Source organism: Candidatus Omnitrophota bacterium (assembly GCA_026387175.1).
Classification (GTDB): Bacteria; Omnitrophota; Gorgyraeia; order 2-01-FULL-45-10; family 2-01-FULL-45-10; genus CAIMPC01.
The window spans coordinates 1-14459 of record JAPLME010000009.1; the positions used below are offsets into that span (position 1 = coordinate 1).

The 14459-nt window shown below is 49.5% G+C and carries 14 protein-coding genes and 1 tRNA gene; all 15 read left to right on the forward strand.

The features are described 5' to 3' along the window. On the forward strand, positions 1-140 hold a 140-nt coding region (gene tuf / locus NTY76_05470; protein MCX5678542.1), incomplete at its 5' end, for an elongation factor Tu. Between the two features lie 5 nt (positions 141-145). Next, positions 146-295, forward strand: coding sequence for a 50S ribosomal protein L33 (rpmG, locus tag NTY76_05475; protein MCX5678543.1), 150 nt, complete (start codon positions 146-148; stop codon positions 293-295). A gap of 91 nt (positions 296-386) precedes the next feature. After that, positions 387-463 (forward strand) — tRNA-Trp (locus NTY76_05480). Between the two features lie 158 nt (positions 464-621). After that, positions 622-810 carry a preprotein translocase subunit SecE gene (gene secE, locus NTY76_05485; protein MCX5678544.1) on the forward strand — a complete coding sequence of 63 codons (189 nt, stop codon included), beginning with the start codon at positions 622-624 and terminating at the stop codon, positions 808-810. A 21-nt stretch (positions 811-831) separates the two neighbouring features. After that, positions 832-1362: a transcription termination/antitermination protein NusG gene (gene nusG, locus NTY76_05490; GenBank protein MCX5678545.1), complete on the forward strand. Its 531-nt coding sequence runs from the start codon at positions 832-834 to the stop codon at positions 1360-1362. Between the two features lie 18 nt (positions 1363-1380). After that, positions 1381-1806 (forward strand): 50S ribosomal protein L11, encoded by a 426-nt coding sequence (gene rplK / locus NTY76_05495; protein ID MCX5678546.1) that lies wholly within the window; start codon positions 1381-1383, stop codon positions 1804-1806. Then, a complete protein-coding gene (rplA, locus tag NTY76_05500) occupies positions 1803-2501 on the forward strand; it encodes a 50S ribosomal protein L1 (protein MCX5678547.1) in 699 nt (232 codons plus the stop codon). The genes rplK and rplA overlap by 4 nt, the downstream gene beginning before the upstream one ends. A gap of 4 nt (positions 2502-2505) precedes the next feature. After that, positions 2506-3081, forward strand: a complete 576-nt coding sequence (rplJ, locus tag NTY76_05505; GenBank protein ID MCX5678548.1) for a 50S ribosomal protein L10 — start codon at positions 2506-2508, stop codon at positions 3079-3081. 63 nt (positions 3082-3144) lie between these two features. Then, the gene (gene rplL / locus NTY76_05510; protein MCX5678549.1) at positions 3145-3510 is read left to right on the forward strand and encodes a 50S ribosomal protein L7/L12; all 366 of its coding nucleotides are present in this window, start codon (positions 3145-3147) and stop codon (positions 3508-3510) included. 33 nt (positions 3511-3543) lie between these two features. Continuing rightward, positions 3544-7251: a DNA-directed RNA polymerase subunit beta gene (gene rpoB, locus NTY76_05515; protein MCX5678550.1), complete on the forward strand. Its 3708-nt coding sequence runs from the start codon at positions 3544-3546 to the stop codon at positions 7249-7251. A gap of 1 nt (position 7252) precedes the next feature. Beyond that, the gene (rpoC, locus tag NTY76_05520) at positions 7253-11281 is read left to right on the forward strand and encodes a DNA-directed RNA polymerase subunit beta' (protein ID MCX5678551.1); all 4029 of its coding nucleotides are present in this window, start codon (positions 7253-7255) and stop codon (positions 11279-11281) included. 21 nt (positions 11282-11302) lie between these two features. Further along, a complete protein-coding gene (gene rpsL / locus NTY76_05525; protein MCX5678552.1) occupies positions 11303-11701 on the forward strand; it encodes a 30S ribosomal protein S12 in 399 nt (132 codons plus the stop codon). A gap of 10 nt (positions 11702-11711) precedes the next feature. Then, positions 11712-12179 (forward strand): 30S ribosomal protein S7, encoded by a 468-nt coding sequence (gene rpsG, locus NTY76_05530; protein ID MCX5678553.1) that lies wholly within the window; start codon positions 11712-11714, stop codon positions 12177-12179. Between the two features lie 20 nt (positions 12180-12199). After that, positions 12200-14290 carry an elongation factor G gene (gene fusA / locus NTY76_05535; GenBank protein ID MCX5678554.1) on the forward strand — a complete coding sequence of 697 codons (2091 nt, stop codon included), beginning with the start codon at positions 12200-12202 and terminating at the stop codon, positions 14288-14290. A gap of 28 nt (positions 14291-14318) precedes the next feature. Further along, the coding region (locus NTY76_05540) for a GTP-binding protein (GenBank protein ID MCX5678555.1) at positions 14319-14459 on the forward strand (141 nt) is incomplete at its 3' end.

Genomic DNA, 14459 nt, shown 5'->3' on the forward strand with positions numbered 1-14459 from the left:
AGATGGTGATGCCCGGAGACAATGTGACCTTTGAAGTAGCGCTGATCACTCCCATCGCCATGGAAAAAGAGCTGCGCTTCGCCATACGCGAAGGCGGCCATACCGTAGGCGCGGGCGTGGTAACCGAAGTTATAGAGTAAATAAAATGCAAGAGCTTGCCACCCTGGAATGCACCAAATGCAGAAACCGGAATTACGCTTCCACTAAGAATAAGAAGCAGAATCCGGACAAGCTCGAGCTTAGTAAATTCTGCAAATTTTGCAGAAAGCATACTGCTCACAAGGAGATTAAGTAGTTTAGGTAGGCCCCGCAGTAATGCAGGCACGCGATGCCTCGGGTAAAGTTAGTCTTCATTATATTGCCGGGTATGTCAGGAGGAATTGGAGAGGCCAGTAGCTCCAATTGGTAGAGCAGCGGTCTCCAAAGCCGCGTGGTGGGGGTTCGAGTCCCTCCTGGCCTGCCAGATTCGCTAAAAGCGGATACCTAGGCAAAGCTGGTCCTGAAAATGCGCCCTTCCAAGGGCGCAAGGTAAAGGACCGGCGATCGGTAATTTCGAGGGCGAGGGTTAGGTTTGATTTATAAAGCCTGCCATTAGCGGGCGAAGGTTTCTTTGTAAAAATTATGGCAAAATTTAAAGATTTCTTTAAAGATGTGAAAATGGAGATGGGCAAAGTTTCATGGCCCACGAAGGATGAGTTAATCGGCTCTACGATAATAGTGCTCATCTCATTGGCTTTATTGTCGCTTTTCATCGGAGTGTGTGATGCCGGGCTGTCGGCAATGGTAAATATAATAATGGCGAAGTTATAGGAGTCGGACAAGGCTGGACATATGGCAAAGAGCTGGTACGTTATACATACACAGACAGGTTACGAAGACAGGGTAAAGAAATCCCTGGAGAGCAAGATAAAGGCTGGCCTGGCTGGCAATAATATATCGCAGGTGCTCGTTCCTATTGAACAGGTCTCAGAGGTCAAGGCCGGAAAGAAAAGGATATCGGAAAGGAAGTTTTTCCCCGGGTACTTACTGGTGGAGATGGAGCTGACCGACGATACCTGGTATCTGGTAAAGAGCATCTCAGGCGTTACGGGATTTGTGGGCGCAGGTTCGAGGCCTCTTCCGCTAAAGGAAGACGAAGTAGCCTCTATCCTAAAGCAGGCGAAGGAAGCCAAAGAGAAGCCGACACCTAAGGTAGTTTTCGAAAAAGGCGAGAGCGTTCGAGTCAATGACGGCCCGTTTGTCAGTTTTAACGGTACCGTAGAGGAAGTCAATCTTGCCAAGGGCAAGGTAAAGGTAATGATATCGATCTTCGGAAGGGCCACGCCGGTGGAATTGGAAACCTGGCAGGCGGAAAAGATATAGAGAAAAGGCAGATCTCAAATGGCAAAGAAAGTAAAAGCGGTCATAAAATTGTATTGTCCGGCAGGCAGCGCGAATCCGGCGCCCCCGGTTGGTCCGGCGCTTGGTCAGCACGGCCTGAATATCATGGATTTTTGTAAACAATTTAACGCGAAGACTCAGGGCCAGGACGGAGTAACTCTTCCGGTAGTTATAACGGCTTACGAAGACAGGACCTTCACTTTTGTCATAAAGAGTCCTCCGTGCTCCGTTTTATTGAAGAGGGCATGCGGCGTAGCAAAAGCAAGCGGCACCCCTAACAAGGATAAGGTAGGAAAAGTTACGCTGGAACAGGTTAAGGAGATAGCGAAGGTCAAACTTAAAGATCTTAATACAGATGACATGGATAAGGCCGTGAAGATAGTAACGGGCACAGCCCGCAGTATGGGCATAGAGGTGGCGGAATGAAAAAGCTTACTAAGAGGCTTAAGGTGGTGGGTGCGCTATCAGATAAGAATAAGATATACAGCCTTAAGGATGCCATCGCCATATTAAAGAAAGCGCCTAAATTGAAATTTGATGAGACAGTAGAAGTATCGGCTAAACTTACGGTAGACCCGAAGCAGAGCCAGAGCGCATCGATACGCGGCACGGTAGCTCTCCCGCACGGGACCGGCAAGAAAGTGGTGGTCGCGGTCTTCTGTAAAGGCGAGGAAGAGAGAAGGGCCAAGGAAGCGGGAGCCGATTTTGTAGGAGCGGAAGACTTGATTGCAAAGGTTCAAGGCGGTTGGGTGGGTTTCGACGTCGCTATAGCCACCCCCGAGATGATGAGAGATATGGCTAAGCTCGGCAAAGTACTCGGTCCGAGGGGCCTTATGCCGAACCCGAAGTCCGGCACCGTTACCATGGAAACCGCAAAGACCATTAAAGAGGTTAAGGCCGGCAAGATAGAATTCAAGATGGATAAACAGGCGGGTATACACGCCCCGCTTGGAAAGCTATCATTTACGGAAGATGCTCTGCACGCAAACGCTGTGGCCCTGATAGACGCTATAATGAGTTCCAACTCCGGAGGGCTTAGAGGGCAGCATGTCAAGAATCTCTATATATCTACTACAATGGGATCCGGCATAAAGCTGGATCTAGCTGAATTTAGGAAATAATATCATGGCCAAACAGGAAAAATACGCGAGGCTTTGCAAGGAGAAGATGGCGGAAGAGATAATCTCCCGTATTAATGCGCACCCGAATTTCGTAATAACAAGCTATATGGGATCTTCCACTTCAGATCTCGAAAACCTCAGGAAGAGCCTTAAGAAATCTTCTTCGAATTATTTGATCGTAAAGAACTCGATACTTAAAGTTGTATTCGACAAGGTGAAATTAAGCGATGAGATTTCGAAGATAGACGGCGGCATGGGGATCTCTTTCAGCGGAGAGGATATCCTGGCCACCTGCAAAGCCCTGTCCGTATTCGCAAGCACTCACGATAAGTTTAAAATAAAAGGCGCAATAGTTGACGGGCATAGCATTACGCCCGACAAGGTGAAAGTTTTGGCAAGCCTGCCCGCTAAAGAGGTTTTACTGGCGCAGGTCTTTGCCGGCATGAAGAGCCCCATAACGGGTTTCGTAAATACGCTCAGTGGGGTCTTGAGGAAGTTCGTATATGTTGTTGACGCCGTAAAGACGGCGAAGCAGAATTCAAGCGCCCCTGAACAGGCGCCTAAGGAAGCCAAAGCTTAAGAACTGTATATAAATAAGAAAGAGAGGAGTAGTATGGAAACAAAAGTCGAGTTAACGGAAAAGATGAAGAATGTGATGGAGTCTATCGAGAAGATGACTGTCATGGAGCTTGCGGATCTTGTGAAAGCGCTGGAGGATAAATTCGGGGTAAGCGCAGCCGCCCCCGTTGCAGTAGCCGCAGCCGCTCAAGCCGCACCGGCCGCCGCCGCTGAAGAGAAATCCACCTTCACCGTGGTCCTGGCCAATGCCGGCGCCAATAAGATCCAGGTCATCAAAGAGCTTCGCACGCTTACCAGCCTGGGCCTCAAGGAAGCCAAGGACCTGGTCGATGGCGCGCCTAAGACGATAAAGGAAAACGCGACGAAGGACGAAGCCGATAAGATGAAGAAAGCCCTCGAAGCTCAGGGCGCGAAGATTGAATTAAAGTAAAACCGTAACCGAAACGTTAAAAAAGGTTGACTGATGGCGAAACGTAAAAGCTACGCGAAGATCGAGGAATGCTATAAACTTCCGAACCTTCTTGAGATACAGCTGGCGTCTTACAGGGAGTTCCTTCAGCAGGATGTACCAAAGTCGAAGCGTGAGAATAGAGGACTGGAGTCCGCTTTCAGAGAGGTATTTCCGATACAGTCGCCCGATGGCGAATATAACGTGGAATATCTGAGCTATTCTATAGGTAAACCGAAATATGAAATACCGGAGTGCAAGAAACGCGGCATGAGCTATGCCGGGGCGCTTCGCATCATGATGAGGCTTAAATCGAAGAAAGAGACTAAAGAGCAGGAAGTGTATCTGGGAGAACTGCCCTTAATGACCGAGACGGGCACATTTATAGTCAACGGTGACGAGAGGGTTGTTGTGAGCCAGCTTCATCGTTCACCCGGAATATCCTTTGAGTCCGAACTGCACCCTACCGGCAAGCCTGTCTTTTCCGCCAGGATCATACCCTACAGGGGCGCATGGGTTGAGTTCGAATTCGACCTTAATGATGTCCTCCATGTTTACGTGGATAGGAAAAGGAAATTTCTCGCTACGGCCCTATTGAGAGTTTTCGGATACGAGACCAACGAGTCCATACTTAAGGCTCTGTCCGGCATCGAAGTTCATGACCTTACGCGATCGGCGCAGCTGGAAAAATTATACGGTTCGGTGCTGGCAAAGGATGTCGTTGAAAAAGAGACCAACATTGTAATAGTTGAAAAATACGAAAAGATCACCAAGGAGATCGCCGATAAGATCTGGAACTCTACTGTAAGGCGCATCGAGGTATTGAACACGGTCTATCCTGAAGTGATGAACACTCTGCGTAAAGACCATTCATCGAACAAAGAAGACGCGACGATGGATATATATAGGAAGCTCAGGCCTGGCGACCCCCCGACACCTGAGTCAGCAGCCAGCCTTGTTGAAAGATTGTTCTTTGATATCAAACGGTACGATCTGGGTGGGGTCGGCCGCCATATGCTGAATAGGAAGCTGGGTATGAATGTATCGCTGGAAGAGAGGCTCATTACTCCTCAGACCCTCGTAAAGGTCATACTTAAGCTTATCGCGGTAAAGGCCGGACAGGCCGATGTTGATGATATCGATCATCTGGGTAACAGGCGTGTCAGATGCGCGGGAGAGCTTCTTTTGAATCAGATAAGAGTAGGCCTCTCCAGGGTGGATCGTTCATGCAGAGAGAGAATGAACCTTTACGATCTTTCCAATATTATGCCGCATAACCTTATAAATTCGAAGCTTGTTTCCGGTGTTATCAGGGATTTCTTCGGCAGAAGCCAGCTATCGCAATTCCTTGATCAGACAAATCCTCTTGCCGAGATGACGCATAAACGCCGTATGAGCGCGCTCGGGCCCGGAGGCCTTAACAGAGAGAGAGCGGGTTTCGAGGTCCGTGACGTTCATTATTCACATTACGGCCGTGTCTGTCCGATCGAGACACCTGAAGGCCCGAACATAGGCCTGATAGCTTCGTTGAGTACATACGCAAGGATAAATGAATTCGGGTTTATCGAAACGCCTTATCGAAAAGTTGAGGAAGGAAGGGTCACCGATAAGATCGAGTACCTTTCCGCGGATATTGAAGACCTCTACATAATAGCACAGGCGAATTCAAAAATAGATTCCAAGGGTCATTTCACGGAAGACAGAGCGTTCTGTCGCTTTAAAGATAACTTCCTGAAATCCGATCCGAAAGAGATCCAGTATATGGATGTCTCGCCGAGACAGCTTGTCAGCGTGGCCGCCAGTCTCATTCCGTTCCTTGAGCACGATGACGCAAACCGCGCCCTGATGGGTTCGAATATGCAGCGTCAGGCGGTACCCCTATTATATACGGAATCGCCGCTCATCGGCACCGGTATGGAGTACAGGACGGCGAAGGACTCCGGGGCAGTTATTGTTTCACGCAACGAGGGGACCGTTACAAGTGTCGATTCCGGTGAAATCGTTGTAAGCGGTAAATCGTATAAGCTGAGCAAGTTCGAAAGATCAAACGCCAATACCTGCGTTAACCAGAGGCCGATCGTAGCGCCCGGGGACAAGGTAAAGGTAGGGGATGTTATCGCGGACGGTCCTGCCACGCAAGAGGGCGAGCTTGCATTAGGCAAGAACGTTCTCGTGGCATTTATGCCGTGGAGAGGATATAACTTCGAAGATGCCATACTTTTGAGCGAGAAACTCGTTGCAGAAGATAAGTACACGTCGGTCCACATCGAGGAGTTCGAGATCGAAGCGCGGGACACGAGGCTTGGCAACGAAGAGATAACAAGAGATATACCCAACGTCTCGGAGGATGCTCTCAAGGACCTGGATGAAACCGGTATTATACGGGTGGGGGCGTCTGTGGAACCGGGCGACATACTCGTAGGAAAAGTGACGCCTAAGTCAGAGACCGAGCTTTCGCCGGAAGAGAAATTGCTGAGGGCAATATTCGGCGAGAAGGCCGGCGATGTCAGGGATTCCTCGCTGATAGCTTCTCCCGGAGTGGAAGGCATAGTTGTCGATGTGAGGGTCTTTTCAAGGCGCGACGCGCGTTCGAAAACAAAAGAAGAACGCACAAAAGAGAATAAAGAGATAAAGGTTCTTGAGGAGACATTCGGCGTTCAGATTCAGAAGATTAAAGAAGAAAAATATAGAAAACTGCAGAAATTGTTGGTCGCCCAGAAGCTCGCGGCAGGTATACTCGACCAGGAGTCGGGCCGCGCGTTGATGTCGCAGGGCAGGACAATAAGGGTGAAGGATCTGAAGAAGATCTTAGAAAAAGGCGATCTCGAGAATGTAAAACTCAATAACCCGGATGTGGAGCAGGAGATATCCAGGATCTCGAGGCTGCTTGACGGACAGATAGAAGAGCTTTCATTTGAGCTTGAGAGAGAGACAGAGAGAGTGAAGAGAGGCGATGAGCTTCCTCCTGGGGTTTTGAAGAAAGTGAAAGTTTACGTGGCGAGCAAGAAGAAGATATCGGTGGGAGACAAAATGGCCGGGCGGCATGGCAATAAAGGCGTTGTGGCTAAGATATTACCTGAGGAAGACCTGCCGTTTCTTGCGGATGGCACGCCTGTTGAAATAGTCCTGAACCCGTTGGGCGTTCCGAGCCGTATGAACGTTGGACAGATACTTGAAACGCATCTGGGCTGGGCCGCCAAGTTACTGGGTTTCACCGTAGCGACACACGTATTCGACGGCGCTACGGAAAAAGAGATAAAAGAGGAGATGAAAAAAGCGGGCCTTCCGGATTCAGGCAAAGTAACCGTTTACGATGGATTTACTGGTCGTCCGCTGGATCAGAAGGTGACCGTTGGATATATCTACATGATGAAGCTCGCTCATCTGGTCGACGATAAGATACATGCCCGTTCGATAGGGCCTTACTCACTTGTCACACAGCAGCCGCTTGGCGGAAAGGCCCAGTTCGGAGGACAGAGGTTCGGAGAGATGGAAGTCTGGGCGCTCGAAGCGTACGGCGCAGCGTTCACCCTGCAGGAACTTCTGACGGTAAAATCGGATGATGTCCTGGGAAGGACGAAGATGTATGAAGCTATCGTTAAAGGCGATAATAAACTGCGGCCCGGCACACCGGAATCTTTCAACGTCCTGGTCAAAGAGCTTCAAAGCCTGTGTCTCGAGATAAAGCTGGAAAAGAAGGCCGCGCAAGGAGAGGCTAAATAATATGGTAGATGAAGTAACTCCATTTAACGCGATAACGATAAAGATTGCCTCGGCCCCTGTTATCAGGTCCTGGTCAAAGGGTGAAGTGAAGAAACCCGAGACCATTAATTACAGGACCCTGAAACCTGAAAAAGACGGATTGTTCTGCGAGCGCATATTCGGCCCGACGAAAGATTATGAATGTAATTGCGGCAAGTACAAGCGTATTAAACACAAGGGAATAATATGCGACCGGTGCGGCGTCGAGGTTACGCGCTCAAGCGTTAGGCGCGAAAGGATGGGCCATATCGATCTCGCCTGTCCCGTCTCGCACGTCTGGTTCTTTAAGGTTATGCCGTCCAGGATGGGCGCCATGCTCGGTATCACTTCAAGAGATATCGAAAAAGTAATTTATTATGAAGAGTATATAGTTATCGATCCCGGTGAAACTTCGCTGGCCAAGTATGACCTCCTTTCAGAGGAGAGGCACAGGGAATACAGGGACAAGTTCGGTACAAAATTTACGGCAAAGATGGGTGCGGAAGCCATCAGGGACCTTTTGAAAGAGATCGATCTGGATAAGATGGCTGCGAAGCTGAAAAGGGAGATCAAAGATTCCAAGTCGGATAACTCTCAGAAGAAGAGCGCTAAGCTATTAAGGATTATAGAGGCTTTTAAGAATTCCGGCAATAAGCCCGAATGGATGATATTGGATGTCGTGCCGGTCATTCCTCCGGACTTAAGGCCGCTCGTACCGCTCGATGGCGGCAGGTTTGCCACAAGCGATCTTAATGACCTTTACAGACGCGTTATAAACAGAAACAATCGTCTTAAGAAACTTATAGGGTTGAAGGCTCCGGAGATAATTATAAGGAACGAGAAGAGGATGCTTCAGGAAGCCGTTGACGCTCTCTTCGATAACGGCAGGCATGGAAAAGCGGTTCTTGGTCCCGGAAACAGGCCTTTGAAATCTCTCTCCGACATGTTGAAAGGCAAACAAGGGCGTTTCAGGCAGAATCTGCTCGGGAAACGCGTCGATTATTCTGGAAGAAGCGTTATCGTGGTCGGCCCGGAACTGAAACTGAGAGAATGCGGACTGCCGAAGAAAATGGCGCTGGAGCTCTTCGAGCCGTTCATTATAAAAAAATTGAAAGAAAAAGGTTTTGTCCATACGATAAAGAGCGCCAAGAAGATGGTGGAAAAGGCGAAGCTCGAGGTATGGGATATACTTGACGAGGTCATCAAGGACCATCCGGTTATGCTGAATCGCGCTCCGACGCTGCACAGGCTGGGCGTGCAGGCATTCCAGCCGGTCCTGATAGAGGGTAACGCCATAAGGATCCACCCGCTTGTCTGCACGGCGTTTAACGCGGACTTCGATGGGGACCAGATGGCGGTGCACGTGCCCCTTTCGATCGAGGCACAGATGGAGTGCACGCTCCTGATGATGTCCACCAACAATATATTCTCTCCGGCCGACGGCAGGCCTATTACAATTCCCACTCAGGATATAGTCCTCGGCTGTTACTATCTCACGAAAGAGAATCCGGCCGACAAGAGAGAGGCTAAATACTTCTCGGACACCGATGAGGTGGTCATTGCCTACAATGACGATGAAATTAATGTCCACGCGAAGATAAAGGTCATGATCAAAGATAAGCTTATAGAGACTACGGTAGGGCGTGTGATCTTCAATAATCTCATGCCGGAGGGCGTCGAATTTGTTAATGATACAATGTCCAAATCCAAGCTTTCGAAGACCCTGTATAAATGCTACAAGTCGGAAGGGCATAAGATTGTCATAAAGCTTCTCGACGATCTTAAGAGGCTTGGTTTTGAGGAAGCGACAAAAGCGGGCCTCTCTATATCGATCGACGATCTGCACATACCTTTGAAGAAAGACGAATACCTGAAGAAGACTAAACAGGACGTGGCTCACGTTGAAGACCAGTATAAGAACGGCCTTATAACGGACAGGGAACGCTATAACAAGATTATAGACCTCTGGACACATACCACTGAGGACGTGTCGGATCTTATATTCCAGGAGCTCGATCCGTTCAATCCTATATTCATGATGGCCGATTCCGGAGCCCGCGGTTCAAAACTTCAGATAAGACAGCTTGCCGGAATGAGAGGACTGATGGCCAAGCCCTCAGGAGAGATCATCGAGACGCCGATTACGGCCAACTTCCGCGAGGGCCTTACGGTTCTCGAATACTTCATCTCGACTCACGGCGCGCGAAAAGGTCTCGCGGACACGGCATTGAAGACAGCCGATTCCGGGTACCTCACAAGAAGGCTCGTCGACGTGGCTCAGGATGTGATCATAAGCGAGGATGACTGCGGCACGCTGAACGGGATATTGATAAGCGCGATAATCGAAGGCGATGAAGAGGTCGTGAAGCTTTCCGAGAGGATCATAGGAAGGGTCGCCCTTGATAATATCGTCGATGTTATTACGGATACCGTCCTCGTCGAGGCAGGGGCCGAGATAACCGAAGAGAAGGCCAAGCAGATCGAGGAAGGCGGCATCGAGAAGATAAGAATACGAAGCGTCCTGACCTGCGATAGCGAGCACGGCGTTTGCGCGAAGTGTTATGGCCGTAACCTTGCTACGGGACGGATGGTCGATCTCGGTGAGGCCGTCGGCATCATTGCGGCCCAGTCGATCGGCGAACCCGGAACACAGCTGACGATGAGAACGTTCCATATTGGCGGTACCGCGTCGAGAATAGTCGAGCAGTCATATCTGGAGTCGAAATATAAAGGCGTTGCCAAATATCACAATCTTAAGGTTGTCCAGACCAAGAAAGAGGGCGAAGTGGTCGTCCTGAACCGTAACGGCCAGATAAGCATTAATGATTCGCAAGGACGCGAACTTGAAAGACATACAGTGCCCCACGGTTCAATAATAAGAGTCGGGGACGGACAGGAAGTCGAAGCCGGGACGACATTCGTTAAATGGGATCCCTACACGGTTCCTATTTTAACAGAAGTGGCAGGTAAGATTAAGTTCGAGGATATTAAGGAAGATGTGACGATGAAGGAAGAGCTCGACCCCGCCACCAGACTTAAGAACAGAGTTATAATCGAGCATAAGGGCGATTATCATCCGGAAATAGTCATATCGAGCAAAGATGACGAAGTCCTGGCGATATATCCTCTGCCCGCCGGCGCGCATATAGTGGTAGGCGACGGTAAGACTGTCGGAGCCGGTGAAGTGCTTGCTAAGACTCCGCGCGTTATTACGAAGACGAAGGATATCACCGGGGGCCTGCCGAGAGTCGCGGAGCTCTTCGAAGCAAGGCGTCCGAAAGATCCGGCTATCATAAGCGAGATAGACGGTATAATGGAGTTCGGGGATTCGAAGAAGGGCCAGAAGCGCGTTATAGTGAAATCCTCGACAGGCATGAAGAAGGAGTATCTGATACCGCACGGCAAACACTTGAACGCATATAAGGGCGATAAAGTCTATTCAGGGCAGCAGCTTGTTGACGGGCCTGTGGTTCTTCAGGATATATTGAAAGTATCCGGAGATAAGAAACTTCAGGAATATTTAGTCAATGAAGTTCAGGAAGTTTACAGGCTCCAGGGCGTTACCATTAACGATAAGCATATCGAGGTCATAGTCAGGCAGATGCTGCGTAAGGTTAAGATTGAAGATCCGGGAGATACCACGTTCTTGATGGGTCAACAGGTAGATAAGGGCGTATATCAGAACGAAAATAAGAGGGTTGTTAAGAAAAAAGGCAAACCCGCCACCGCGCTGCCTACGCTTTTAGGTATAACCAAGGCATCGCTTAATACTGAGAGTTTTATTTCCGCGGCCAGTTTCCAGGAGACCACAAGGGTTCTGACGGAGGCAGCGGCAAGCGGCAAGACGGACCTGCTGAGGGGATTAAAAGAGAATATCATAATGGGCCATCTGATCCCGGCAGGTACCGGATTCAGCGCACATCGTGACATAACAATGGTGAAGAACGTTATTGAAGAGTCCGGTAAGAAAGAGCCGAAAACAGAAGATAAAGAAGCGGTCGAACAGAAGTAATAATTAAAATTAGGAAATAAAATGCCGACGATAAGCCAGATCATAAGATTAGGAAGAGAGAAGTTCAAGAACAGGAGCAAATCACCCGCCCTGAAGAGCTGTCCTCAAAGGCGCGGTGTTTGCCTCCAGGTAAAGACCCAGACGCCCAAGAAGCCGAATTCGGCTTTGCGGAAAGTCGCCAGGGTCAGGTTAACGAACAGCGTCGAGGTCACTTCATACATTCCCGGCGTGGGGCATAATCTTCAGGAACACTCGATAGTTCTTGTGCGCGGCGGAAGGGTAAAGGATCTGCCGGGAGTCAGATATCACATCGTAAGAGGCGTATTGGATACCGCGGGTGTTGTGGACCGAAAGAAGTCCAGGTCGAAATACGGAGCAAAGCGCCCGAAGGTGAAAGCGGTCGCAGGGAAAGGAGCCTAAGGGATAAATCATGAGAAGACGAAGGGCGGAAAAAAGAACAGTTCTCCCGGATCCTAAATATAAGAACGTAACGGTTACAAGGTTCATAAATACTATCATGACCCAGGGCAAGAAATCCAAGGCCGAGGGGATAGTTTATGGGGCATTCGAAATACTTGCACAGAAGACGGGTAAGCCGGCTGCGGAAGTTTTCCAGAAGGCGATCGATAACGCGAGGCCGCTTCTGGAGATAAAGCCCAGAAGGATCGGCGGAGCCACATATCAGGTTCCTATAGACGTGAAGCCTGATCGGGGGGTCTCTATAGCGATGAGATGGATACGCAATTTCGCGCGGACCAAGAAGGGCAAACCGATGGAGATAAAGCTTGCGGACGAATTATTGGAAGCGTACAACAACCAGGGTTCCGCTATAAAGAAGAGAGAAGATACGCATAAGATGGCTGAAGCGAATAAAGCATTCGCTCATTACAGATGGTAGAGACATTGGAAAATACGATAATGGCTGATACGAGACTGGAAAATCTAAGAAATATAGGCATAATAGCGCACATAGATGCCGGAAAGACCACCACTACGGAGAGGATACTCTATTTCACCGGTAAACTATACAAGATAGGAACGGTCGATGAAGGCACGGCCGTTATGGACTGGATGCCTCAGGAGCAGGAGCGCGGCATAACCATCACCAGCGCTGCGACGACTTGCTTCTGGAAGGACAAGAATATAAACATAATAGATACGCCGGGCCACGTAGATTTTACAGTCGAGGTCGAACGTTCGCTCAAGGTGCTGGACGGCGCCGTTATAGTGCTGTGCGCTGTTGGCGGAGTGCAGCCGCAATCCGAGACCGTTTGGCGGCAAGCGGATAAATACCGTGTTCCGAGGATAGCGTTCATCAATAAGATGGACAGGACCGGCGCGGACTTCTTCCGCGTAGTGGACCAGATGCGCGAAAGGCTCATGACGAATCCTGTGCCTATTCAGATACCGATAGGATCAGAAGGCAACTACGTCGGTCTTATAGACTTGATAACGATGAAAGCCATGATATACAAAGGGGAGGAAGGCAAATCCGGTTTTGATATTACCGATATTCCTGATGACCTGAAGAAGAAAGCGAGCCACTATCGGCACAACCTGATTGAAAAGCTTGGCGAATCCGATGATACGGTTATGGATAAATATTTACATGAACAGGGGATTTATCCGAACGAATTAAAGGAAGCTATCAGAAGGGCCACGATAAGCGGCAAGATGATACCTGTCCTGTGCGGCGCTTCCGCGAAAAATAAGGGAGTGCAGCCGGTGCTTGACGCCATAGTCGATTTTTTACCCTGCCCTCTGGATATACCCCCCATCAAAGGCATCAATCCCGATACCGATCAGGAAGTGACCAGACAGACGTCAGTGGATGACAACCTTTGCGGTCTTATATTCAAGATAGTCTCGGATCCTTTTGTGGGGAGGCTTGCATATGCCAGAATATATTCGGGCGTCCTTAAGCCGAGCGAATATGTTTTTAATTCAAAGAAAGGCAAGGAAGAGCGGATAGGTAAGATATTGAAGATGCATGCTAATAAGCAGGAGATAGTTGAAAAGGCCGAGGCCGGCGATATCGTGGCTCTGGTCGGCTTAAAGGAAACGACTACCGGAGAAACGATCTGTAAAGAAGATAATCCGATTATGATCGAGTCGATACACTTCCCCGAGCCCGTCATATCCATGGCGATAGAGCCCAAGACAAAGGCCGATCAGGAGAAGCTCGGGATGGCGTTGAACAGGCTCTGTGACGAGGATCCGACATTCAGGGTCAGGTATGATAGAGAGACCGGTCAAACTATCATAAGCGGAATGGGTGAGCTGCATCTGGAGATAATCATCGATCGTATGTTCAGGGAATTCAGCGTCGCGGCCAGCGTCGATAAGCCGCAGGTCGCATATAAGGAGACGATCACCAAGCAGTCCAGGGCGGTCGGTAAATTTATTCAGCAGTCCGGAGGCAGAGGCCAGTATGGGCACGTCGTTTTCGATGTTGCTCCGGGGGCGAAAGGCACCGGAATAGTTTTTGAAAGCAAGATCATCGGCGGCGCGATCCCGAGAGAATTTATATCATCGATCAAAGAAGGCGTTGCCGAGGCCGCGCAAAGCGGATGTCTCGCGGGCTATCCCGTAAACGATGTCGACGTGAAACTTGTCGACGGTTCGTTTCACGAAGTTGATTCATCGGATCTGGCGTTCCATATGGCAGGGATATTAGGATTCAACGAAGGCATGAAGAATGGCGGGGCCGTGCTTCTGGAACCGATCATGAACCTTGAAGTCGTAACGCCCGACAACTATATGGGCGATGTCATAGGGGACCTGAGTTCCCGTCGGGTAAAGATCGACGGGATAGACGACAGGGGAAATCTTAAAGTCATCAAAGGGCTGGCGCCGCTTAGCGAGATGTTCGGATACGCGACTAGCCTAAGAAGCTTGACTCAAGGCCGCGCATCATATACAATGGAGCCTTCTTTCTACCAGGAAGTGCCCAAGAATTTGTCCGAAAAAATAATAGAGACAAGCGGACGCAGTAAATTAAGGAAGTAGTAACGATAATTAAAATCGGAGGAATTTCATGGCAAAAGAAGCATTCGTAAGATCCAAGCCGCACGTGAACATCGGTACGATCGGTCACATCGATCATGGCAAGACCACCCTTACAGCATCGATCCTAGCTACTCTGGCTCAGAAGGGCAAGGCGACGGTGAAGAGCTAT

Bases quoted from the DNA above. Each gene is read 5' to 3' on its own strand.
- rpmG (MCX5678543.1), top strand. From the start codon at position 146: ATGCAAGAGCTTGCCACCCTGGAATGCACCAAATGCAGAAACCGGAAT.
- secE (MCX5678544.1), top strand. From the start codon at position 622: ATGGCAAAATTTAAAGATTTCTTTAAAGATGTGAAAATGGAGATGGGC.
- nusG (MCX5678545.1), top strand. From the start codon at position 832: ATGGCAAAGAGCTGGTACGTTATACATACACAGACAGGTTACGAAGAC.
- rplK (MCX5678546.1), top strand. From the start codon at position 1,381: ATGGCAAAGAAAGTAAAAGCGGTCATAAAATTGTATTGTCCGGCAGGC.
- rplA (MCX5678547.1), top strand. From the start codon at position 1,803: ATGAAAAAGCTTACTAAGAGGCTTAAGGTGGTGGGTGCGCTATCAGAT.
- rplJ (MCX5678548.1), top strand. From the start codon at position 2,506: ATGGCCAAACAGGAAAAATACGCGAGGCTTTGCAAGGAGAAGATGGCG.
- rplL (MCX5678549.1), top strand. From the start codon at position 3,145: ATGAAGAATGTGATGGAGTCTATCGAGAAGATGACTGTCATGGAGCTT.
- rpoB (MCX5678550.1), top strand. From the start codon at position 3,544: ATGGCGAAACGTAAAAGCTACGCGAAGATCGAGGAATGCTATAAACTT.
- rpoC (MCX5678551.1), top strand. From the start codon at position 7,253: ATGGTAGATGAAGTAACTCCATTTAACGCGATAACGATAAAGATTGCC.
- rpsL (MCX5678552.1), top strand. From the start codon at position 11,303: ATGCCGACGATAAGCCAGATCATAAGATTAGGAAGAGAGAAGTTCAAG.
- rpsG (MCX5678553.1), top strand. From the start codon at position 11,712: ATGAGAAGACGAAGGGCGGAAAAAAGAACAGTTCTCCCGGATCCTAAA.
- fusA (MCX5678554.1), top strand. From the start codon at position 12,200: ATGGCTGATACGAGACTGGAAAATCTAAGAAATATAGGCATAATAGCG.